Origin of the sequence: Celeribacter baekdonensis B30 (assembly GCF_000299875.1) — a bacterium.
Classification (GTDB): Bacteria; Pseudomonadota; Alphaproteobacteria; order Rhodobacterales; family Rhodobacteraceae; genus Celeribacter; species Celeribacter baekdonensis_A.
Window position 1 is genome coordinate 105,818 of the sequence record NZ_AMRK01000005.1, and the last position, 19,982, is coordinate 125,799.

Sequence of the window (19,982 nt, forward strand, 5' to 3'; positions counted from 1 at the left end):
GGGCATGGGTGCTCCATGGTAAATTCATTCTGAATACAATCACTGTGACTACACGTATTGGGCGAGTCAAATGCATTTGAGCGCCGGATTCTGGATTCGAATGTGATTATTGTTAAATTGTATTATAAAACAATTGGTTAAATTGTATTCTCTGGGTTGTTTCCATATTGGAAATTATGGCGCGCAACTGTTGATTGGCCGTAAATCTAAGCAATTTGTTGTTTTTGAGATAAATTTTCAGCATTATTATAGTCATTTTGGGCGAAGTGAACCCGCACGGTGAATCCCCAATGTGTGTATCTGAGCGTCTATCTGGCATTGATTCTCAGCACGGGGGTCACGAGGATTGGATGTGCCATCAGGCTGTAGATCGCATGGCGGGGCATCATTTCTTGCAAAACCGGAGAAACTCTCCTATATGCGCGACTGCTAACGAGGCAATCAGGTAGCACAAAGCCAATGAATCGGGGTTGGGGCGATACTCACCCTGATGGTTTCGTGTTCGAAGAATGAGCAGGCAAATCGTAATTGAAGACCGGCGGAGACAACCGCATGGCCCGTATAAACGTTTGAAAAGGAAATTGAGACCACATGGCTCAGAACGTATCTATGGAGGACTTCGAAGCCCTCTTGAATGAAAGCTTCGAAATTGACACCCCGGCAGAAGGCTCGGTTGTCCGCGGCAAGGTTCTTGCGATTGAAGCAGGCCAAGCCATCATCGACGTCGGCTACAAAATGGAAGGCCGCATCGATCTTAAAGAATTCGCAAATCCTGGTGAAGCTCCCTCCGTTGCCGTTGGTGACGAGGTCGAAGTGTTCCTCGACCGTGTCGAGAACGCCCGTGGCGAAGCTGTCATTTCGCGTGACAAAGCCCGCCGCGAAGAAGCCTGGGATCGTTTGGAAAAAGCCTATGCATCCGAAGAGCGCGTCGATGGCGTTATCTTTGGTCGCGTCAAAGGCGGCTTCACGGTCGACCTCGGCGGCGCTGTTGCGTTCCTTCCGGGCAGCCAGGTTGACGTGCGCCCCGTGCGCGACGCTGGCCCGCTCATGGGTCTCAAGCAGCCGTTCCAGGTTCTCAAAATGGACCGTCGTCGTGGCAACATCGTTGTGTCGCGTCGTGCGATCCTTGAAGAATCCCGTGCAGAACAGCGCGCAGAAGTCATTGGCGGTCTGACCGAAGGTCAGGAAGTTGACGGCGTGGTCAAAAACATCACCGAATACGGTGCGTTTGTGGACCTCGGCGGCGTTGACGGCCTGTTGCACGTCACCGACATGGCATGGCGTCGCGTGAACCACCCGTCCGAGATCCTCGCCATTGGCGAAACGATCAAGGTTCAGGTGATCAAGATCAACAAAGAAACCCACCGTATCTCCCTCGGCATGAAACAGCTGCAGGACGATCCGTGGGATGCTGTTGAGACCAAATACGCGCTCGAAACCGTTCACATGGGCCGCGTGACCAACATCACCGATTACGGCGCATTTGTGGAACTTGAGCCGGGCGTCGAAGGCCTTGTTCACGTCTCCGAAATGTCCTGGACCAAGAAAAACGTCCATCCGGGCAAAATCGTGTCCACAAGCCAAGAAGTGGAAGTCATGGTTCTCGAAATCGACACCGCGAAACGTCGCGTGTCCCTCGGTCTCAAACAAACCATGCGCAACCCGTGGGAACTCTTTGCTGAGACCCACCCGGAAGGCACCGTTGTCGAAGGCGAAGTCAAGAACATCACCGAATTCGGTCTGTTCGTGGGTCTGCCGGGCGACATCGACGGCATGGTTCACCTGTCCGATCTCTCGTGGGACGAGCGTGGCGAAGACGCCATCCAGAACTACCACAAGAACGACATGGTCAAAGCCGTTGTCACCGAGGTCGATGTTGAGAAAGAGCGTATCTCTCTCTCCATCAAAGGTCTCGACGACAGCTTCTCCGGTGCGGTTGAGGGCGTGAAACGCGGCTCGATCATCACCGTGACTGTGACCGCGATCGAAGAAGGCGGAATCGAAGTGGAATATGAAGGCGCGAAATCCTTCATCCGCCGCTCCGACCTCTCCCGTGATCGTGCCGATCAGCGTCCTGAGCGCTTCCAGATCGGGGATCACCTCGATGTGCGCGTGACCAACGTTGATCAGAAAACCCGTCGTTTGGGTCTGTCGATCAAAGCACGCGAAATCGCCGAAGAAAAAGAAGCCGTCGAACAATATGGCTCCTCCGCTTCTGGCGCGTCCTTGGGCGATATCCTCGGCGCGGCTCTGAAGTCCGGCGACGAATAATCACATCGCTTAAGTGCGACCAAGACTTTGAAAAGGCCCTGCTTTATCGCGGGGCCTTTTTGCATGAGCGCGATGGGCGCCTTCCCCTGCGGCAGCTCTCCCGAATCGCCTTGGCCACGCCGCGGCGCAGCGTTCCTCCGGATGTGCCCCCGGCGGGAAAAATTCTGAGATTTTCGAATTTTTGGGCTAAATCTCAGCACATTAGGGGTAAAAAAATTCATTCCGTGTCTCGGAGCCTATTCCCCGCAAAACGATCCCATCCTATAGTCGTTGGACAAATGAGAACGTCAAAGCGTTCCGCCAAAAATCGAAAACTGGGCTTTGGTGCAATGCCGTATGACAATGTTTGTTGTCAGCGCTTCGCATGATCCTATATCTCAGACGAAAGGCGTCACGCTTGAAAGAAACGTGCCCAAACCAAGGGGGGACTTCATGATCCGGTCTGAACTGATCCAGAAGATCGCTGATGAGAATCCGCATCTTTATCAACGCGACGTTGAGCGGATCGTGAACACGATTTTTGAAGAGATCATCGAAGCGATGGCGCGTGGCGACAGAGTCGAGCTGCGCGGATTTGGCGCCTTTTCCGTCAAGAAGCGGGATGCAAGACTGGGGCGCAATCCGCGCACTGGCGAAAGCGTTCCGGTTGATGAAAAGCATGTGCCGTTTTTCAAAACTGGTAAGCTGTTGCGCGATCGTCTAAACGGCGAGTGAGTTTTGACATAGAGGAAGGGGGCGCTGATGCGCTACATCCGTTACGCGTTTCTCGCGGCGCTTGCCGTTGTGCTGGTGACTGTGGCCTTGGCCAACCGCGATGTCGTTGTGCTCCACCTTTTGCCCGCAGATCTGGCCAGCCTCACAGGCCTGTCCCTGACCTTGAGCTTGCCGATGTTTGTGGTGATCTTTGGCGCGATCGTGGCCGGGCTTTTGATCGGGTTTGTCTGGGAATATATGCGCGAGTATAAACACCGCTCCGCGGCTTCGGGCCACAAGCGCGAAAAAGAAAAACTGGCGCGTGAAGTCGACAAGCTGAAAACAGCCAAAGCCAAGAGTGAGGGCGACGAAGTCCTGGCACTTTTGGAAAACTGATTGCACTAGAACAGGTCCATGGACACACGCGTCAAAATTTGCGGGCTGAGCACGCCCGAGACGGTCGACGTGGCTGTTGAGGCCGGGGCGCAATACTTGGGCTTTGTGTTTTTTCCGAAATCCCCCCGCTATGTCGATATCCCCAAAGCGCGCGCGCTGGCGGTTGAGGTGCCTATGGGCGTGGCCAAGGTCGCTTTGGTGGTGAATGCCACCGATGCGGAACTGGACCGGATCACCGATCAGGTGCCGCTCGATATGCTGCAACTTCACGGCACGGAAAGCCTTGAGCGGGTGTCGGACATCCGTGCGCGCTATGGCTTGCCGGTGATGAAGGCTGTGGGGGTTTCTGGACCTGAAGATTTGGCCGCCTTGGATGCCTATGGCATGGTAGCGGATCAGATTTTGGTCGACACCAAAGCCCCGAAAGGTGCGGTTATTCCCGGCGGAAATGGTCTTTCCTTTGATTGGCGGTTGATTTCCAAACGTGCCTGGAATGCGCCATGGATGTTGGCCGGTGGCCTGACGGCGGAGAATGTGGTTTCTGCGATCCAAACGACCGGCGCGAAACAGGTTGATCTCTCGTCCGGTGTTGAAAGCGCACCGGGGGTGAAGGATCCCGCCAAAATCCGTGCCTTTATGGCCGCCATTCGGGACGCCTGACCGGCTTTTTCGAGTATTTTCCCTGCAATGAAGACGGGCGCGCTTTACCGGCCCGCGCCTGTGAGCTACATCCATGTGGATCCGCAAAGGAGCATCGCGATGAACGATCTTTTCAACAGCTTCATGAATGGCCCTGACGAAAAGGGCCGCTTTGGCAATTACGGCGGGCGGTTCGTGTCTGAGACACTGATGCCGCTGATCCTCTCACTCGAAGAGGAATATGAGAAAGCCAAGGTCGATCCCGAATTTTGGGCCGAAATGGAAGATCTGTGGAAACACTATGTCGGTCGCCCGAGCCCGCTTTACTACGCGCAAAAAATGACCGAAGAGTTGGGCGGCGCGAAGATTTATCTCAAGCGTGACGAGCTCAACCACACTGGTGCACATAAGATCAACAACGTGCTGGGCCAGATCATTTTGGCACGGCGCATGGGCAAAACCCGGATCATCGCCGAAACTGGCGCGGGCCAACACGGGGTTGCCACGGCGACGGTCTGTGCCAAATTCGGTCTGAAATGCGTGGTCTATATGGGGGCGCATGATGTCGAACGGCAGATGCCGAACGTGTTTCGGATGCAGCTTTTGGGCGCTGAAGTGGTGCCGGTGAAATCCGGTCGCGGCACGTTGAAAGATGCGATGAACGATGCGCTGCGCGATTGGGTGACCAATGTGCGCGACACGTTTTATTGCATCGGCACGGTGGCGGGGCCGCACCCGTACCCGGCGATGGTGCGTGATTTCCAATCCATCATCGGCAAAGAGGTCCGGTGGCAGTTGCCCGAGCAAGAGGGCGAAGGCCGTTTGCCCGATACGGTGATCGCGGCGATTGGCGGCGGCTCCAACGCGATGGGGCTGTTTTTCCCGTTCCTCGATGACGAGAGCGTCAATATCATTGGCGTCGAAGCGGGTGGCAAAGGCGTGAACGAGAAGATGGAACATTGCGCCTCGCTGACGGGCGGGCGTCCGGGCGTGTTGCATGGCAACCGCACCTATTTGTTGCAGGACGACGATGGGCAGATTCTCGAAGGCTTCTCGATTTCTGCCGGTTTGGACTATCCGGGCATCGGGCCAGAGCACGCCTGGCTCAATGACATCGGCCGCGCCAAATATGTCTCGATCACCGACACAGAGGCTTTGGAAGCGTTTCAGTTTTCCTGCCGCACCGAAGGGATCATCCCGGCGCTTGAGCCGTCGCATGCGCTGGCGCATGTGATGAAATTGGCTCCGACCCTGCCCAAAGACCATATCATCGTGATGAATATGTGTGGGCGCGGCGACAAAGACATCTTTACTGTGGCGCGCCACCTGGGCGTGAATATCGCAGGCTCTGAAGGTCGCGATCTTAAATAATATAAAGAGATCAATGCGCTATGAGGGCCGTTCCAATGGGAGCGGCCCTTTTTCATGCCCTAAACTCAGGTTTAGGGTCGTGGGGCGGGGGTTTATGGGGCCGGGTTTAGGCCCGTGGTTGGTAGAACTCGGTAAGGTTTGTCGGTGAGAGTGCAGTCGTTCCGGGGTGCTCTCGTACCCCGTTCATTGAAACCTGATTCCTCCGAAAGGAACGACCATGCATAAAGTACTTTTGACCTCCATCGCCTTTCTCGCTGCAGGCGTACCCATCACGGCATTTGCCGAGATGACCACCGAAGAAATCGTCGATATGTTCCCCGGCGCGCAAAAAATCGAAATCAAACGCCGTGCCAACACCACCAAAGTGGAAGTGCTTGTGGATGGTGAAAAGATCGAAGTGACATTTGACAATGCCACCAACCAAATCCGCAAACGTGAGACCGAGCGGCTTTCTGACAATGATTTGGCTGATGAGCTTGATGACATTGAGCAGCATAACGGCGATACTTACGCTGACGAAGATCATGATCGTGATGAGGCCGATGATGACAGCGATGATGATCGTGGCAGCTCTCATGACAATGATGACAGTGACGACAGTGACAGTGACGACAGTGACAGTGACGACGATGACAGCGATAACGACAGTGACGATGATGGTGGCGATGACAGCGATGATGACGAAGGGGATGATCGCTAAGCCGCGCAGACAATCTGCCTGTCGCATGGCGCATCCCCGCGCCAGATGATAAAAATGACGTCCCCCGCGAAACCGCGCGGGAGACGTTTTCAAGGTGAGGATAGACGATGAATCGAAGACGCTTTTTCATAGGGTTGTCTGCGGCGCTCACCATGGGCGGGGCCGCATTGGCGCAGCCAGCCGAAGATATGATCCTCGCGCAATTGCGTCAGCAGGGGTTCAAAAAAATCACAGTCGGTCGCACCCTATTGGGGCGGACGCGCTTTGTCGCGACGGGCAACGGGCAAAGGCGTGAGATCATTCTCAATCCGGTCACTGGCGAAATTTTGCGTGATTTCTGGCAGGATGAGGTGGGGAACAAAGCCCCGCGGATTGTTGACAGTTCCGGGTCGCGTGATGCCGGTGACGGGCGGGAGGACGATACATCGCCTGATGAGGGCAATGAGGCCGAGGACGACGACGATCAGGACAGCGACGATCAGGACGACGACAAAAGCTCCTCAGACCGCGAAGACCGCGAGGATAGTCGCGACGAGAGCGACAAAGAGGATGATGGTGGAGACGACGACGAGTCTGACGACGACAGCGAGGACTGAGCAGGGGCCGCACAGCCATTTATGCGGCAAGGGGAGGGACGCGTTTGCAAGAACGCTACATAATTTTGACCATTTTCATCGTGCAGGCCATCTGCGCGTTTTTCTTTGTGTCGGACATTCTTGGATCTGTGATCGGCCTTCGTGCCAGCCCGATCGCATGGCAAACCCGTGAGCTTATTGAAATTTTGGCCGCTGTTGGGCTGCTCCTTGGCCTTGGGCTGGGGGGCATTGCTCTGAATCGCTCGTTGCGTCACCGGCAAAGGGCCGAGGATAAATTGCGCCGCGCCTCATCGGCCTTTGTTGATGTGTTGGAGGAACGGTTTGCGATCTGGTCGCTGACGCCCGCCGAACGCGATGTGGCGTTGTTTTTGATCAAGGGCCTGTCCATTTCTGATATCGCGGCAGTGCGTGCCACATCGGAAGGCACGGTCAAGGCACAGATGGGCGCAGTCTACCGCAAAGCGGGCGTAAGTGGTGCTGCGCAACTGCTGAGCTTGTTCATCGATGATCTGATGGATGGCGTCACGGTCGAGACATTGCGCGACGATGAAGCCGCCTAGAGCGTCTCAATGGCGTGGGCTTTGAGCACCTCAAGAGGCACAATCTCAAGCGCGCGGACATGGGTCGAGGCCAAAGAGACTTTGGGCGCACAGCCTTCATCATGGGCCTGAAAAAAACGTGCGGCACAGAGGCACCATGCATCCCCCGGTTTGAGGCCGACAAAGCCAAACTCCGGTCGCGGTGTCGACAGATCATTTCCGACATATTTGGAATAGGCGAGGAATTCCCCGGTCATCACCGCGCAGACGGTGTGCGAGCCGGTATCTTCAGCGCAAGTGTTGCAGGCGCCATCGCGAAAATAGCCCGTCATCGGATCGGTGGAGCAGGGCGCCAAAGCGCCGCCCAGAACATTGATCGAAGGGGAGGGGGTGACCATCGCGCATCTCCTTTCGGGTCAAGGTAGAGGGTATGGCACCGTGGTCAAGGGGAGAGGATCAGCGGAATTTGTCGCGCAGCGTGTCGAAGGGCGATTTTGGTGCCTCAGGCGCGTTTGATTTTGGGGCAGGCGCATCGGTTTTGGGAGCGCGGGCTTTGGTCCCGGTCGAGGGCCGGGGCGGGCTTGTGCGCAAGGCGACGGCATTGGAAAACTTTGCAGTATCACCAGCCGCCAGAGAGGCCGCTCCATCGGAACAGCCCCGGATCACATCGTCGAGCCAGTCCTGATCAGCTTTGGCAAAATCCGACAAGACATAGGGGGCAACGCGGTCCTTGTGGCCCGGATGGCCAATGCCCAAACGCACCCGGTCATAGTCCGCCCCGATATGTTGATGAATAGAGCGCAACCCGTTGTGCCCGGCATGGCCACCGCCGGTTTTGACCCGAACCTTGCCGGGCGCGAGGTCCAACTCGTCATGAAACACCACCACGTCGGCCGGGGTGAGTTTGTAAAACCGCATCGCCTCGCCCACCGATTGGCCGGAGAGATTCATAAAGGTTTCGGGCTTGATCAGGATCACCTTTTCGGACCCAAGTTTGCCCTCAGACACCTGACCCTGAAATTTGGACCGCCACGGCGCAAACCCGTGATCTTCCTGGACCCGGTCCACAACCATAAAGCCGATATTGTGGCGGTTTCCCGCATATTTCGTGCCCGGATTTCCGAGGCCGACAAACAAACGCATGACAGTCTCCTTTGGCGAAGACCTAGCGTGTCATGGCGCTTTTGGCGAGTCCTGAGAGGTGCGAAAGGCATGAAAGGCCGAGACGTGATCGGTGTTGAGGCACCCAACGCCCCAATCCCGGATCTGGGCAAAAAGCGCGGGCGAGACTGCGTCGGAATAGACCTGCGTGGCCAACCCTGCCGCCTGTGCCGCCCGGACGTTTTCAAGGGTGAAATCATTCTTGGCGTCATCGCAGGCATAGAATTCGACGATGGTGGCGTCAAATTTGTCGATCAGCGTCTCAGGCGTTGCGCGCCGCCAATGCACCATCTGGGCGACATCGGGGGCCGCGCGCAGCATGTCGAGGTGCATCTGTTCCGAAAAGGAGCAGGTGTAACACTGTGCGGCGATGTCGAGGCGATGGATGATTTGGGCGATGGCGTCGCAATCGGCCCATTTGACTTCGATGTAGAAGGCTGCGCGGGATTTGAAGGCGTCCAAAAACGCATCGAGACGGGGAACGGGCGTTGTCGCAAATCGAGCATCGAACCAAGCGCCCGCATCCAGGGCATCGACCTCTTTCGATGTCATGTCGGCGATCGGGCCGGTGCCGTTGGTGGTGCGGTCCACGGTCTCGTCATGCATCACATAAAGCACGCCATCACGGGTTTGGCGCACGTCGAATTCAAGAACATCCCCGCCCTGCGCCAAGGCAGCCTCGAAGGCGGGAAATGTGTTCTCAGGCGCGCTGAGGCGTGCGCCGCGGTGGCAGGCAATCTGTGTCATCATGCGCCCGTGCTAAATGGGCGAGATCACAGGGGCATGACGTTTGGCGTGGAAATGGGGGGCAAAACGAAAAACGCGAGCCCCAAAGGACCCGCGTTTCCATGCCTGAACAGGGCGGCTGAGGATTATTCCTCTGCAGCGGCCTCTTCGGTTTCTTCATCATCCGAGCTGCCAAGGCCAGCCGGTGCGGTGATGTTTGCGATGACGAAATCGCGGTCGATCACGGCTTTGGTGCCTTTGGGGAGTTCGATGTCGGAAATGTGGTACACATCGCCGATGGTGCCTTTCGAGATGTCGAGCGTGATGTGATCGGGGATATCCGCCGCAGTCACGATCAGTTCAACCTCGGTGCGCACATGGGTGACAACACCACCTTTTTTGATGCCCGGGGACACTTCCTCGCCGACGATTTCAACCGGAATGAACAGGTTGATGCGGGAGTTGCGGTGCAGGCGCATGAAATCGACGTGAGTCGGAAGGTCTTTCACCACGTCGCGCTGAACGCCACGGCAGATCACGCGCACGTCGTCCTGGCCTTCAACTTTGAGGTTGAACAGCGTGGACAAGAAACGGCCCGCTTTCAGGCGTTTCAACAGCACGTTGAACGGAAGGTTGATCGGCATCGGTTCTTTGTCGTCACCGTAAACGATACCCGGTACGAACCCGTCACGACGAGCTTGGCGAGCGGCGCCCTTGCCTGTCCCCGCGCGTACCGTGGCAATAAGATCAGGAATCTCACCAGCCATTTTAAGTCTCCAAATGTTAGGGCGGGACTCCTCCAAGGCTGTAGTCCCGCATGAAGTCGCGCGTATAGGCGAGATTCTCCCAAATTGAAAGCCCCATCTTGCTTGCCCCGGCACGCGAGGGTGCAAATGCGACTTGTGGCCCGGGCTGCTTGCGATATACCTTATCCAAAGCGCTTTGAATAAAGCGCATCCAATCCGATTCAGTACAGCTTTGGAGCCTGATATGGCAAAGACCTTTTTACGCGCGCTTACGGTTTCGCGCGGTCCTATTTTGGCGCTGGGCGCCGTCGGCGTGGTCTGGGGCACGTTCGCCGCGATGGTCCCTGTCATTAAAATTCAGGCACAAGCCAGTGATGCTGCCTTTGGCGCAGCCCTTTTGGGGTCTGCGGCTGGGGGGATGGTGGCCATGTATATTGCCCCCAAACTCTCTGAGACCCTTGGGCGCTTTGTCTTGCCCCTTTTGGCAGGTCTGTCGATGATGGTGCTGCAATTGCCGATTTTTGCCGCATCAACCGCCCTGCTTTTCCCCGTGATGGTTGCGCTTGGCATGGCCGTGGCCAGCCTCGACATCAACGCCAACCTGCGGATTTCGCAACTTGAAGAGCGCCATGGCCTGCACCTCATGAACCTCAATCACGCGATGTTTTCCCTGTGTTTCGGTACGGCAGCGCTGTTTGTGGCGACGTTGCGACAGTCCGGCTGGAGCATCGCGCAGGTCTTGCCTCTCATGGGTGGGGTCGTCTTGGTGTTGGGTCTTCTCACATTTGAAGCGCGCGATCCGGAGGTCCCGGACACGGACGAAGCGACCACGCTTGAGACGCCCGGTTTGCCATGGCGTCCGATCCTGTTGGTCGCTTTGATGTTGTTTGTGTCCTTTGTGGGCGAAAACGCCATCGAATCCTGGTCGGCGCTGTTTCTTGAGCGCGAGCTTGGTAGCGCGGCAGGGCAGGGCGGTTTCGGCCCCTCCACCCTTGGCTTTACCATGGCCACGTTTCGTCTTTTGGGGCATTTGGGCACACAGCGGCTCGGCGAGGCACGTGTGGTGCTGTGGTCAGGCGTTTTGGGCGTGATCGGGGCGCTGATCCTGTCTCAGGCCCAAACCCAACCGATCGCGCTGTTTGGGATCGCCGTCACCGCAATCGGCATGGCGGTGATCGTGCCAACCGCGACCTCTCTTTTGGGCAAACGCGTGTCGCGTCGCCATCGCAGTCTCGCCATTTCCCGCGCGTGGATGTTGGGCTTTGTCGGTTTTTTTGTCGGACCCTCAACCATCGGTTTCGTGTCTGATCATTTTGGCTTGCGCGTGGCGTTTTTATGCGTCGCAGGGATGCTTTCTGTGATCATCCCTGCGGTGCTTTCATTGACCCGTGCGCGGAACTGACTGGGGTTACGCCCAGCGACCGGCGAAATCTTCGGGCACCAAAACCATATCCCGGTCGACCTGATCCACGGTTCTGCGGCCACAGAGCGCCATGGTGGTGTCCATTTCCTTTTGGATCACTTCAAGCGCCTTGGTCACGCCTGCCTCGCCCATGGCACCAAGCCCATGGACAAAAGCGCGGCCAATATAGGTGCCTTTTGCCCCCAGAGCCAAGGCTTTGAGCACGTCTTGCCCCGAGCGAATGCCACTGTCGAGGTGCACTTCGATCTTGTCGCCGACCGCGTCCATGATTTCGGGCAGCATCCGAATGGAAGACAGCGCGCCATCAAGTTGGCGTCCGCCGTGGTTGGAGACCACAATGGCGTCCGCGCCGATATTGGCCGCCTGTTTGGCATCTTCCGCGTCCAAAATGCCTTTGAGGATGACGGGACCGTCCCACATCCGGCGCAGTTCGGCGATCCGGTTCCAGTCAAGCGACTGATCAAAGGCTTCTGCGGTCCATGCGCTCAGAGAAGATGGGTTGGTGACGCCCTTGGCATGGCCGACAATGTTGCCAAAAAAGCGTCGTTTGGTGCCGAGCATTTCAAGGCCCCATTGCGCCTTGGTCATCATATTGGCGATGGATTTCGGTGTGAGCTTGGGCGGGGCGGAGAGACCGTTTTTCAGGTCTTTGTGGCGCTGGCCCATGATTTGCAAATCGACGGTGATCACCAGAGCGGAACATTTGGCATCTGTGGCACGGGCAATCAGGCGACGCATGAAATCGTCGTCTTTGAGGGTGTAAACCTGAAACCAAAAGGGTTTGTCCGTGTGTTCGGCGACGTCTTCGATGGAACAGATCGACATGGTCGACAGGGTGAAAGGCACGCCAAATTTCGCCGCCGCCTTCGCCGCTTTGATCTCGCCATCGGCGCGTTGCATCCCGGTCAGCCCCACAGGGGCAAGGGCCACGGGCATGGCCACATCTTGCCCAATCATTTTAGAGGCGGTCGAGCGGCCCGTCATGTCCACAGCGATGCGTTGGCGCAGGCGGATCTTGTCAAAATCGGTGACGTTTTCGCGAAAGGTCTGTTCGGTCCAGGACCCGCTTTCGCAATAGTCATAAAACATCTTTGGCGTGCGCATTTTATGCAGCCGTTTGAGATCATAAACATTGGTAATGACGGGCATTGCTGATCCTAGATGGTGGAATTGGTTTTCTAACTTAACCAATTTGCACATATTGAGACCAAAGCCAAGACCAATTGCTGCGGCGTTTTGTGCGGGCACAGTGACACATCGGATCAGCCCAGTTTCAATATGGTTGTGTTGCCCAAAGTCTGATCTCCATGGGGGGCGGTCGATTACAGGCTCATAAAAATGGCAATGTTTTCGTGCAGCTTCGCGTCCAAAAACTCAATGCCAAAGGACATGTCTGGCAGCAGGTCGATCATGTCTTGGCCATTCGGGTCTTCAACGACCCCTTCAAACAGCGTTTCAAGGCCAACCCAGTCCTGCCACGTGTTGAACGCCGCCTGTTCAAGCGCATCTGGCTGCGTAATAGGGGATTGTGCCGGGCGCACGAAAGTCAGATCAAAGATATTCTGATCGAAGGTCGCAAGGATGTCTTTGAGCTTCTCCACTTGTGCTGCACCTGCTTGCGCCCCGCGCGCGAGATGAATGAGACAGGCCTCTTTGCCCGCCTCTTGCAACAGTCGGCTTTGATTTGTTGCGGTGGCAATGATCCGGGTTCGGACCAGTTTTTCTGGCGCTTGGTTCACCGAGGTTTGAAGTTCCAGGGATTGTGAAACATTGCGCCAGAGTTTTTCCAGAGATTGCGATTTAAACGTGAGTTTGAGCACCTCTTCATCTGTCAGACCTGTATCCGAGAGAAAGGCCGCCACTTTTTTGTCGAGTCCTTTCCAAACCATCTCAACAGAGCCAATTTGGGTGCGGATGTTGCCGTTTGTGATCGGGGGGATGGCATCGTTGCCCTCAGTGAGGGCGACAAGCGCTACAGAAATCTCCGTGCGGGTCTGTTCGACCACCCGACGATTGCGTGCGACATCAATTCCGGCCTGCGCGAAACAGATACTTCTGACAAGACGGTGACCAAGCGCGCTTTGCTCCCCGATCAAGAGCACATGTTGGTCATACGATGCCTCTACCTCAGAGGCGCGCAGGGGGCCGATACTGGAGACCACTGTTAAACAAATCACAAAGAGGAGGCGGATGAGGGGCATGGACGTCTCGCTGGTTTCACTGCGCTGACCTTGTGCGATTCGCCTTTCCATTCTCTTAAATTGCGGCCAGAGACCATAAAAAAGCCCGCCAAACAGCGGGCTTTTCAGCGTGGAGAGGTGGGTTTAGGCGTCCCAGGCTTTGTCTTCGCCGCCAAGGCCGCCGATCTGAACACGGGTCGGAAGCCCCATTTTGTCCAGCAGCGTAAAGAACGGTTTCGGATCCATTTCCTCAACGTTTTTCATGGTCTTCGCATCCCATTCGCCAGAGGCCACCAACATCGCAGCCGCAACAGGAGGCACACCTGCCGTGTAGGAAATGCCTTGGCTGCCGACCTCATCAAAGGCCTCTTTGTGATCGGCGACATTGTAGACAAACATCTCGATGTCCTTGCCGTCTTTCACGCCCTTCACCAGATCGCCGATACAGGTTTTACCGGTGTAATCGGGTGCCAAGGACGACGGGTCGGGCAACACGGCTTTGACGACTTTGAGCGGCACAACCTCTTGGCCTTCCGCGGTCATCACCGGCTTTTCGGACAAAAGGCCGAGGTTTTTCAAAACGGTAAAGACGTTGATGTAATGATCGCCAAAGCCCATCCAGAACCGCACATCGGCTTTGGGGTAATTGGCGGCGAGGCTGTGCACCTCATCATGGCCCGATTGATAGGCCTTTTGCGTGCCCACAACCGGCAAGTCCCATTCGCGGCCGGAGGCGAACATCGACGTCTCTTTCCATTGCTGGTCTTCCCAGTAATAGACCGTGCCGGTGAATTCGCGAAAGTTGATTTCGGGATCGAAATTGGTGGCGAAATATTTGCCATGCGACCCGGCGTTGATGTCGACGATGTCGATGGATTTGACCTCGTCCATCTGATCGGCGGCAAAGCGGGCAAAGGCGTTGACCACACCCGGATCAAACCCGGCCCCAAGGATTGCGGTGACACCCTTCTCGGTGCACAGGTCGCGCTTTTTCCATTCATAATTGCCATACCATGGCGGGATTTCACAAATTTTCGCCGGATCTTCGTGGATCGCCGTGTCGATATAGGCCGCACCCGTCTCGATACAGGCATCCATTACCGTCATGTTGACAAAAGCGGAGCCGACGTTGATCACGATCTGGGCACCGGTCTCGCGGATCAGGGCCGCCACCGCCGCACTGTCCATCGCATCGACCTGATGGGCCGCCAGAACGCCCTCTTGTTTCATCGCGCGTTTGGCATGCACGGTCTCAAGGATGGATTCGCATTTCGAAAGCGTCCGGCTGGCGATATGAATATCCCCCAGCACATCGTTGTTTTGAGCGCATTTATGCGCCACGACCTGAGCGACGCCGCCAGCGCCAATGATGAGTACGTTCCGTTTCAACGGTCGAGACCCCCTATCGTTTGGGTGGTGAGTGAAAGCGGCCTCAGCCGAGCGCCGCGACGAAATCCGGATACCCGAAGGAGCGGGCTATGGTGATGGACCCATCCAATTCGCGCAGGGCGATGGAGGGCATTTGCACACCGTTAAACCAGTTCTTTTTAACCATTGTGTAACCAGCGGCGTCCTGAATCGAGATTTTATCGCCAATTTCGAGCGGTTTGTCGAACAAGGCGTCACCAAAGATGTCCCCGGCCAAACAGGTTTTGCCCGCGATTTGATAGGCATGCGTGCCGTTTTGCGGCAATTTCGCCGTCTCGCGGTAGATCAACAGATCCAGCATATGCGCCTCGATCGAGCTGTCGACGATGGCAACTTTTTTGCCCCGATCTTCACTTTTGGTGTCGATGATGTCGAGCACGGACACTTCCAACGTGGTCGAGCCGGTGATCGAGGCCTCGCCAGGTTCAAGATAGACCTGAACACCCATCGCATCCGAGAAGGCTTTGAGGCGATCCGCGAGCTTGTCCAAAGGATAGTCATCGCCGGTAAAATGAATGCCGCCGCCCAAAGAGACCCAGTCCAAACGTTTCAAAAACGTGCCAAACTCGGCTTCGATCCGGGTCAATTGATCGGAAAACAGATCGAAATCGCGGTTTTCACAATTATAGTGGATCATCACGCCGGTGATGCGATCCAATGCGCTCTCAAGCCGATCCATGTCCCATTCGCCCAGCCGCGAAAAGGGCCGCGCCGGGTCCGCAAGATCAAATCCCGAGGTCGAAAACCGTGGGTTCAGGCGCAGTCCGGTGGCAATGCCTGTCGCCTTGGCTCCGAAACGATCCAACTGCCCGAGAGAGTTGAAAATCAGCTTGTCAGCATGGCTGACAGCTTCGTCAATCTCGTGATCGGCCCAGCCGACGGAATAGCCATGGGTTTCCTTGCCGAACTTCTCCGCCCCGAGTTTCAGCTCATAGAGTGACGACGAGGTCGTCCCGTCCATATAATCGCGCATGAAATCGAACGCCGGCCATGTGGAAAAACATTTGAGCGCCAAAAGCGCTTTGGCACCGGAGCGCTCACGCAGCCGGGCGATTTTTTCCATGTTGGGCAACAGGCGCGCCTTGTCGATGAGGTAGTAAGGCGTCTGGATCATCGTGGGTCCCCTCACGGTTTCAAAAGGGATGAACGGTGTGAGGGGCACTTAGGGCGATTCATCCTCTAGGGCAAGGAAAATACGGATGTACCGCCTCTGCTCTCATATCCGTATTGGGAGGTGGACCGGGTAAAGCATTGCGCTCCCCCGACCAGAAATGCGCTACGTTTTTGGCGTATTAAAGAACGGGTTAGGCGCGATGTGCGCCTTCGGCCAAGGCGGCGACATAGGCGATGATCTCATCCACCGACTTGCCCTGTGCGATCTCATTGACAATCGCGGACCCAACCACGGTGCCGTCAGCCACGCTTGCGATCTCTTGGGCCTTCTCGGGGGTCCGAACGCCAAAGCCCACGATCACTGGCAGGTCCGTCTTGGCCTTGATCCGCGCCACTTCCGGGGCGACGTCGGCGCCAGAGGCGGCGGCGGCGCCGGTGATCCCGGTGATCGAGACGTAATAGACAAAGCCCGAGGTATTGGTCAGCACTTTCGGCAGGCGTTTGTCATCGGTGGTCGGCGTGGCCAAACGGATAAAGTTCATTCCGGCCTTTTGCGCCGGAATGCACAGCTCGTCATCTTCTTCGGGCGGCAGATCGACGATGATCAACCCGTCAATCCCGGCCTCAACCGCATCGACCAAAAACTTATCGACACCGCGCGAATAGATCGGGTTGTAATAGCCCATCAAAACGATCGGGGTGGTGTCATCGCCCTTACGAAATTCTGCTGCCATATCAAGGGTCTTTTGCAAGGTCATGCCGTGATCCAGCGCGCGCTGACCGGCCAGTTGAATGGTCGGACCATCGGCCATCGGATCGGTAAAGGGCAGGCCCAGCTCGATGATATCCACGCCCGCACCGGGCAGGGCTTTGACAATCTCAAGCGACTTTTCAACATCGGGATCACCCGCCATCACATAGGCGACAAAGGCTTTTTTGCCCTGAGCTTTGAGCTCTGCGAATTTGGCGTCGATGCGGGTCATAGGGGCCTCCGGCTTGCAAGTCTTCACCGGGTTTGGCCGATCTTTGCGCCAAGTGCAATGGCGAAGGCTTGCGCGAGGCCTCTTTGCACCTTAGACACGCGTGGAATCTGGACAAAGGGACGCGATATGGGCTTTAAAATGGGAATTGTCGGGCTGCCGAACGTGGGCAAATCGACGCTGTTTAATGCTCTGACCAAAACGGCAGCCGCGCAGGCGGCGAATTTTCCGTTCTGTACGATTGAGCCCAACGTGGGCGAGGTTGCAGTGCCGGATGCGCGTCTGGACAGTTTGGCCGAGATCGCCGGGTCAAAGCAGATCATTCCAACGCGGATGACATTCGTTGACATCGCGGGTCTGGTCAAAGGTGCCTCAAAGGGCGAGGGGCTTGGCAACCAATTCTTGGCCAACATCCGCGAATGCGACGCCATCGCCCATGTGGTCCGTTGTTTTGAAGACGGCGATGTGACCCATGTCGAAGGCCGGGTTGACCCGGTCGATGATGCGCAAGTGATCGAGATGGAATTGATGTTGGCCGATTTGGAAAGCATCGAAAAACGCCGGGCCAATTTAGCGCGCAAACTCAAAGGCAATGACAAGGAGGCGCTTCAGCAAGATCGCCTTCTGGCCGCAGCCCAAGCCGCCCTTGAGGCCGACAAACCGGCCCGGTCCGTCGAGATCGACCCGGATGACATGAAACAATGGCGGATGCTGCAACTTTTGACGCAAAAGCCGATCCTCTATGTCTGTAACGTTGAGGAAGAAAACGCCGCCAAGGGCAATGCGCACTCAGAAGCGGTCGCCAAAATGGCCGCGGAGCAGGGCGCGGGCGCGGTGGTGATTTCGGCCAAGATCGAGGAAGAAATTTCTCAGCTTGAGGCGGAAGAAGCCGAGATGTTCTTGGGCGAAATGGGATTGGAAGAAGCCGGTCTCGACCGTCTGATCCGCGCAGGCTACGAGTTGCTGCATCTGGAAACCTATTTCACCGTCGGTCCGAAAGAGGCCCGCGCTTGGACCATTCAAAAAGGCACCGCCGCACCGCAAGCTGCGGGTGTGATCCACGGCGATTTTGAAAAAGGCTTCATCCGCGCGGAAACCATCGCTTTTGCAGACTTTGTGCAATTTAAAGGCGAAACTGGCGCGAAAGAAGCCGGCAAAATGCGCGCTGAGGGCAAGAGCTACATCGTCCAAGATGGCGATGTGATGCATTTTTTGTTCAGCCGCTGAGGCAGTTTCCAGCAGATCTAAAATCTTTGAGGGCCGTCCGTTTGGGCGGTCCTTTATGTTACATAAAGCTGCGCAAACGTTTGAGAAGCCGGGCTTTGAGGCCTTTGAATGGGGGCTCCACCAAAGCCATCCCGTTCCACTTCACTTGGCGGACCACGGGTTTGAGATGGGAAAACGTCTCGAACCCGGCGCGGCCATGATAGGCGCCCATGCCAGAGGCACCGACACCGCCAAAGGGCAGTGTGTCAAAGCCCACATGGATCACCGTGTCATTGACTGTCACACCGCCCGAAATGGAGTGATCGAGCCACAGGTTCTGCTCGGCGCGGTCCTCGGCAAAGACATAAAGTGCGAGCGGATGATCGCGCCCGGCGACAAAATCAAGCGCCTCTTGCGGCGTGTCATAGGGCAGGATCGGCAGGATTGGCCCAAAGATTTCCTCCTGCATCAAGGCGATGTCCAAAGGCGGGTCGAGCACGAGGGCGGGGGCGAATTTGCGGGCATTCCCGGTTCCGCCGTCAAGCCGGATCACCTCGGCCCCGCGCATTTTTGCCTCCGACAACAGCGCGTCAAGCCGGGCCAGATGACGCTCCGTGATGATCCCGGCAAAATCAGGGCTTTGCGCGCCTTGCGGATAGAACCGCATCATCGCGCCCATCACCGCGTCGGCCATGGGGCCAATTTTATGACGCGGCACCAAGACATAATCGGGCGCGACACAGACCTGACCGGCATTGGCGGTTTTGCCCCAGGCGATGCGCCGCGCGGCGCGGTCCAGATCGGCGGAGGGCATCAGAATGGCGGGGGATTTGCCGCCCAATTCCAAGGTCACCGGCGTCAAATTTCGCGCCGCCGCCTCGGCCACTTTGCGGCCCACAGCGGTGGAGCCGGTGAAAAACAGGTGATCAAAGGGCAGGTCGGAAAACGCCGCCGACACATCGGGGCCGCCGGTGATCACACTGATTTCGTCGGGGGCAAAGGCATCGGTGATCATGTCGCGCAAGGCGGCGGAGGTGCGCGGCGTCAATTCCGAAGGTTTCAGCATCACCCGATTGCCCGCAGCCAGAGCAGCCGCGATGGGCGCAAGCGACAGCATCACCGGAAAATTCCACGGTGCGATCACGCCGACCACGCCCAAGGGCTGGGGTCGGATTTCAGCGCGAGCAGGTTTGTAAATCAACGGCGTACGGATGCGCCGGATTTTCATCCAGGCTTTCAGGTGGCGTTTGGCGGTGCGAATCTCACCAAAACTCACGTCGATGTCAAAGGTCTGGCTTTCCTGTGCACTGCGATGGGAAAAATCGTCGGACATGGCGGTGAGCAGCGTGGGCTCCGCTTTGGTCAGGGCGTTCTCCAGCCGTGTGAGGCGGTCGAGGCGCACCTCATAGGATACCACTGGCTCCGCGCGATGGGCACGGCGCATGGCCTCGAAAACGGATGGCATCTCGGTACTCATATGACGTCTCCCCCGGTCTGTTCGGCATTGAGCCAGAAAACAGGAGCCATAGGAAGGCGGCAGATGCGTTGTGTCGTGACGTCAGAGGCCCAAAAGGCGGCGCATTGTGGCGCGAATGCCGTTTTGCGACGGTTCCAACAGGCATGCCAAAACGAATGCGAAAGGTCTGATCTCGGTCATGTTGCAGGTTCCTACGCCTGATTGTCTCTCATATGCCCCTGTTACCTCTAAATTGTCTCGATTGCGTGACAGATGGGGCAGGGGCGCGCCCAAAAAATCACCTGTTTCAACGTTTCATTAGGAGCTTTGTGGTTTTGTGGCGGCATGGATTGGCGGG

The 19,982-nt window shown here is 56.7% G+C and carries 20 protein-coding genes; 10 read left to right on the forward strand and 10 right to left on the reverse strand.

Features of this window, described 5'->3' with window-relative positions; genetic code table 11:
• The first annotated feature begins 591 nt into the window (after positions 1-591).
• The 8 genes from rpsA (at position 592) to B30_RS10645 (ending at position 7,226) form a co-directional block, all read left to right on the forward strand.
• On the forward strand, positions 592-2,271 hold the full coding sequence (gene rpsA, locus B30_RS10605) for a 30S ribosomal protein S1 (RefSeq protein WP_009572064.1): 1,680 nt from the start codon (positions 592-594) through the stop codon (positions 2,269-2,271).
• A 432-nt stretch (positions 2,272-2,703) separates the two neighbouring features.
• Entirely contained in the window at positions 2,704-2,985 is a 282-nt protein-coding gene (gene ihfB, locus B30_RS10610; protein WP_009572065.1) for an integration host factor subunit beta, read from the forward strand.
• A gap of 27 nt (positions 2,986-3,012) precedes the next feature.
• Positions 3,013-3,360 (forward strand): lipopolysaccharide assembly protein LapA domain-containing protein, encoded by a 348-nt coding sequence (locus tag B30_RS10615; RefSeq protein ID WP_009572066.1) that lies wholly within the window; start codon positions 3,013-3,015, stop codon positions 3,358-3,360.
• Between the two features lie 18 nt (positions 3,361-3,378).
• Positions 3,379-4,020, forward strand: a complete 642-nt coding sequence (locus tag B30_RS10620) for a phosphoribosylanthranilate isomerase (RefSeq protein ID WP_009572067.1) — start codon at positions 3,379-3,381, stop codon at positions 4,018-4,020.
• A gap of 99 nt (positions 4,021-4,119) precedes the next feature.
• The gene (gene trpB / locus B30_RS10625; protein WP_009572068.1) at positions 4,120-5,370 is read left to right on the forward strand and encodes a tryptophan synthase subunit beta; all 1,251 of its coding nucleotides are present in this window, start codon (positions 4,120-4,122) and stop codon (positions 5,368-5,370) included.
• 217 nt (positions 5,371-5,587) lie between these two features.
• The gene (locus B30_RS10630) at positions 5,588-6,070 is read left to right on the forward strand and encodes a hypothetical protein (protein ID WP_009572069.1); all 483 of its coding nucleotides are present in this window, start codon (positions 5,588-5,590) and stop codon (positions 6,068-6,070) included.
• Positions 6,071-6,177: 107 nt separating this feature from the next.
• A complete protein-coding gene (locus tag B30_RS21385) occupies positions 6,178-6,666 on the forward strand; it encodes a PepSY domain-containing protein (RefSeq protein ID WP_009572070.1) in 489 nt (162 codons plus the stop codon).
• A gap of 65 nt (positions 6,667-6,731) precedes the next feature.
• Positions 6,732-7,226 carry a helix-turn-helix transcriptional regulator gene (locus B30_RS10645; RefSeq protein ID WP_232616918.1) on the forward strand — a complete coding sequence of 165 codons (495 nt, stop codon included), beginning with the start codon at positions 6,732-6,734 and terminating at the stop codon, positions 7,224-7,226.
• On the opposite strand, the gene B30_RS10650 is transcribed toward B30_RS10645, so the two are convergent.
• The 4 genes from B30_RS10650 to B30_RS10665 all read right to left on the reverse strand — a co-directional run bounded on the left by B30_RS10650 (position 7,223) and on the right by B30_RS10665 (position 9,859).
• Positions 7,223-7,603: a DUF2237 family protein gene (locus tag B30_RS10650; RefSeq protein ID WP_009572072.1), complete on the reverse strand. Its 381-nt coding sequence runs from the start codon at positions 7,601-7,603 to the stop codon at positions 7,223-7,225. The genes B30_RS10645 and B30_RS10650 overlap by 4 nt on opposite strands.
• Before the next feature lie 58 nt (positions 7,604-7,661).
• On the reverse strand, positions 7,662-8,348 hold the full coding sequence (pth, locus tag B30_RS10655) for an aminoacyl-tRNA hydrolase (RefSeq protein WP_009572073.1): 687 nt from the start codon (positions 8,346-8,348) through the stop codon (positions 7,662-7,664).
• A gap of 30 nt (positions 8,349-8,378) precedes the next feature.
• A complete protein-coding gene (locus B30_RS21390; RefSeq protein WP_051130614.1) occupies positions 8,379-9,113 on the reverse strand; it encodes a glycerophosphodiester phosphodiesterase in 735 nt (244 codons plus the stop codon).
• Between the two features lie 125 nt (positions 9,114-9,238).
• Positions 9,239-9,859, reverse strand: a complete 621-nt coding sequence (locus B30_RS10665) for a 50S ribosomal protein L25/general stress protein Ctc (protein WP_009572075.1) — start codon at positions 9,857-9,859, stop codon at positions 9,239-9,241.
• A gap of 223 nt (positions 9,860-10,082) precedes the next feature.
• Between B30_RS10665 and B30_RS10670 the strand changes: the two genes are divergently transcribed.
• Positions 10,083-11,240, forward strand: a complete 1,158-nt coding sequence (locus B30_RS10670; protein ID WP_009572076.1) for an MFS transporter — start codon at positions 10,083-10,085, stop codon at positions 11,238-11,240.
• A gap of 6 nt (positions 11,241-11,246) precedes the next feature.
• On the opposite strand, the gene B30_RS10675 is transcribed toward B30_RS10670, so the two are convergent.
• From B30_RS10675 to trpA, 5 genes are all read right to left on the reverse strand, one after another.
• A complete protein-coding gene (locus B30_RS10675; RefSeq protein ID WP_009572078.1) occupies positions 11,247-12,410 on the reverse strand; it encodes an alpha-hydroxy acid oxidase in 1,164 nt (387 codons plus the stop codon).
• Positions 12,411-12,583: 173 nt separating this feature from the next.
• Entirely contained in the window at positions 12,584-13,462 is an 879-nt protein-coding gene (locus B30_RS10680; RefSeq protein WP_009572079.1) for a hypothetical protein, read from the reverse strand.
• Between the two features lie 123 nt (positions 13,463-13,585).
• The gene (locus B30_RS10685; RefSeq protein ID WP_009572080.1) at positions 13,586-14,830 is read right to left on the reverse strand and encodes a saccharopine dehydrogenase family protein; all 1,245 of its coding nucleotides are present in this window, start codon (positions 14,828-14,830) and stop codon (positions 13,586-13,588) included.
• Between the two features lie 43 nt (positions 14,831-14,873).
• Positions 14,874-15,983, reverse strand: a complete 1,110-nt coding sequence (locus B30_RS10690; protein ID WP_009572081.1) for a carboxynorspermidine decarboxylase — start codon at positions 15,981-15,983, stop codon at positions 14,874-14,876.
• A 190-nt stretch (positions 15,984-16,173) separates the two neighbouring features.
• Positions 16,174-16,965 (reverse strand): tryptophan synthase subunit alpha, encoded by a 792-nt coding sequence (gene trpA / locus B30_RS10695; RefSeq protein WP_009572082.1) that lies wholly within the window; start codon positions 16,963-16,965, stop codon positions 16,174-16,176.
• Positions 16,966-17,091: 126 nt separating this feature from the next.
• Here trpA and ychF point away from each other — a divergent pair, with 126 nt between their 5' ends.
• Entirely contained in the window at positions 17,092-18,189 is a 1,098-nt protein-coding gene (gene ychF, locus B30_RS10700; RefSeq protein WP_009572083.1) for a redox-regulated ATPase YchF, read from the forward strand.
• Positions 18,190-18,247: 58 nt separating this feature from the next.
• On the opposite strand, the gene B30_RS10705 is transcribed toward ychF, so the two are convergent.
• Positions 18,248-19,645 (reverse strand): coniferyl aldehyde dehydrogenase, encoded by a 1,398-nt coding sequence (locus B30_RS10705; RefSeq protein ID WP_009572084.1) that lies wholly within the window; start codon positions 19,643-19,645, stop codon positions 18,248-18,250.
• Positions 19,646-19,982 lie beyond the last annotated feature (337 nt).

Coding starts and splice junctions, on each gene's coding strand:
- rpsA (WP_009572064.1), top strand. CDS start 592: ATGGCTCAGAACGTATCTATGGAGGACTTCGAAGCCCTCTTGAATGAA.
- ihfB (WP_009572065.1), top strand. CDS start 2,704: ATGATCCGGTCTGAACTGATCCAGAAGATCGCTGATGAGAATCCGCAT.
- B30_RS10615 (WP_009572066.1), top strand. CDS start 3,013: ATGCGCTACATCCGTTACGCGTTTCTCGCGGCGCTTGCCGTTGTGCTG.
- B30_RS10620 (WP_009572067.1), top strand. CDS start 3,379: ATGGACACACGCGTCAAAATTTGCGGGCTGAGCACGCCCGAGACGGTC.
- trpB (WP_009572068.1), top strand. CDS start 4,120: ATGAACGATCTTTTCAACAGCTTCATGAATGGCCCTGACGAAAAGGGC.
- B30_RS10630 (WP_009572069.1), top strand. CDS start 5,588: ATGCATAAAGTACTTTTGACCTCCATCGCCTTTCTCGCTGCAGGCGTA.
- B30_RS21385 (WP_009572070.1), top strand. CDS start 6,178: ATGAATCGAAGACGCTTTTTCATAGGGTTGTCTGCGGCGCTCACCATG.
- B30_RS10650 (WP_009572072.1), bottom strand. CDS start 7,603: ATGGTCACCCCCTCCCCTTCGATCAATGTTCTGGGCGGCGCTTTGGCG.
- pth (WP_009572073.1), bottom strand. CDS start 8,348: ATGCGTTTGTTTGTCGGCCTCGGAAATCCGGGCACGAAATATGCGGGA.
- B30_RS21390 (WP_051130614.1), bottom strand. CDS start 9,113: ATGACACAGATTGCCTGCCACCGCGGCGCACGCCTCAGCGCGCCTGAG.
- B30_RS10665 (WP_009572075.1), bottom strand. CDS start 9,859: ATGGCTGGTGAGATTCCTGATCTTATTGCCACGGTACGCGCGGGGACA.
- B30_RS10670 (WP_009572076.1), top strand. CDS start 10,083: ATGGCAAAGACCTTTTTACGCGCGCTTACGGTTTCGCGCGGTCCTATT.
- B30_RS10675 (WP_009572078.1), bottom strand. CDS start 12,410: ATGCCCGTCATTACCAATGTTTATGATCTCAAACGGCTGCATAAAATG.
- B30_RS10680 (WP_009572079.1), bottom strand. CDS start 13,462: ATGCCCCTCATCCGCCTCCTCTTTGTGATTTGTTTAACAGTGGTCTCC.
- B30_RS10690 (WP_009572081.1), bottom strand. CDS start 15,983: ATGATCCAGACGCCTTACTACCTCATCGACAAGGCGCGCCTGTTGCCC.
- trpA (WP_009572082.1), bottom strand. CDS start 16,965: ATGACCCGCATCGACGCCAAATTCGCAGAGCTCAAAGCTCAGGGCAAA.
- ychF (WP_009572083.1), top strand. CDS start 17,092: ATGGGCTTTAAAATGGGAATTGTCGGGCTGCCGAACGTGGGCAAATCG.
- B30_RS10705 (WP_009572084.1), bottom strand. CDS start 19,645: ATGAGTACCGAGATGCCATCCGTTTTCGAGGCCATGCGCCGTGCCCAT.